This window comes from Saccharomonospora iraqiensis subsp. iraqiensis (assembly GCF_000430445.1).
Lineage (GTDB): Bacteria > Actinomycetota > Actinomycetes > Mycobacteriales > Pseudonocardiaceae > Saccharomonospora > Saccharomonospora iraqiensis.
Genome location: NZ_KE387062.1, coordinates 3,433 through 4,757 on the forward strand (window position 1 = coordinate 3,433; position 1,325 = coordinate 4,757).

At 74.5% G+C, this 1,325-nt stretch carries 1 protein-coding gene and 1 pseudogene; both read left to right on the top strand.

Going from position 1 to position 1,325, the window contains the following annotated elements; genetic code table 11:
• A pseudogene (locus tag ACTIR_RS27400) lies at positions 1 to 318 on the top strand (hypothetical protein); the annotation flags it as partial.
• 63 nt (positions 319 to 381) lie between these two features.
• Positions 382 to 1,325 (top strand): HAD family hydrolase (locus ACTIR_RS0105120; protein ID WP_026453471.1); only part of this gene is annotated, 944 nt, incomplete at its 3' end.

Here is a 1,325-nt window from a genome sequence, read left to right on the forward strand (position 1 = left end):
TCGTCCCCGGCCGGACGCCCGGAACAGCCGGGGCCGACGGCGCCCCCGGGGCCGCACCACGCCCCGCCGTCGTCCGGGGAGACCGACGAGGACGACCTCGTGTCGTTCACCGGCTCGGCGGTGGGGGTGCACGGTGTGCACGGTGTGGACGGTGACCTGCCCGGTCGGGGGTCCGCACCGCCGGAGGTCGTCCCCGCACCGGTCCCGGCCGACCCTCCCCGGAACGACCCACCACCACCCGATGGTGGCGAGGAGGACCCGCCGCTGGTGCGTATCCCGCCCGTTCTCCCGGGATTGCCCGACGTGGCCATCGGATAGCTCTCCGGTGTTCACCCCCGGCTCGTTACTCTGTGGGACGGGCACCGAAGGAAGACCCGGACAGTGGAGGCGGTGCACGTGTCACGGTGGCGGAGCCGCGTAGGCCGCGGGAGACGCCGGGAGCGCGAACGGCTCGCCGCGCTGGCGGGCGAGGCGTCGGCCGACGCGGCGGTGGCCATGGAGAGCGCCAAGGTCGCGACGCTCGAACCGGACACCGAAGCCGCGGAGGGTCCGGAGCCGGAGGCCGCCGCGGAACCCGTGGCCGGGGTCCCGGCACCGCGCACGCCCGCACCCCCCGACCTGACCGCCGCCGCGTTCTTCGACGTGGACAACACGATGATGATGGGCGCGTCGATCTTCCACTTCGCCCGCGGCCTGGCGGCCCGCCGGTACTTCAGCACCTCCGACCTGGCCGGATTCGCCTGGCAGCAGGTCAAGTTCCGGGTCGGCGGCCGTGAGGACCACCAGGGCGTGCAGTCCAGCCGGGAGCAGGCCCTGTCCTTCGTGGCCGGGCGCACCGTCGACGAGATGGTGGAGATCGGCGAGGAGATCTTCGACGAGCTGATGGCCGACAAGATCTGGGCCGGCGCCCGGGCGCTCGCCCAGATGCACCTCGACGCGGGGCAGCGGGTGTGGCTGGTCACCGCGACGCCGGTCGAACTCGCCGCCATCATCGCGCGCCGACTCGGCCTCACCGGTGCGCTGGGCACGGTCGCCGAGAGCACCGACGGCGTCTACACCGGCAGGCTCGTCGGGGACATGCTGCACGGCCGCGCCAAGGCGCACGCGGTGCGGGCGCTGGCCGCCAGGGAGGGGCTGAACCTGCGGCGCTGCACCGCCTACTCGGACTCGCAGAACGACGTGCCGATGCTGTCGGTGGTGGGCACGGCGGTCGCGGTGAACCCGGACGCGGGGCTGCGCGACGTCGCCCGCGACCGCGGCTGGGCGATCCGGGACTTCCGCACCGGCCGCAAGGCCGCGCGGATCGGGGTGCCGTCGGTCCTCGG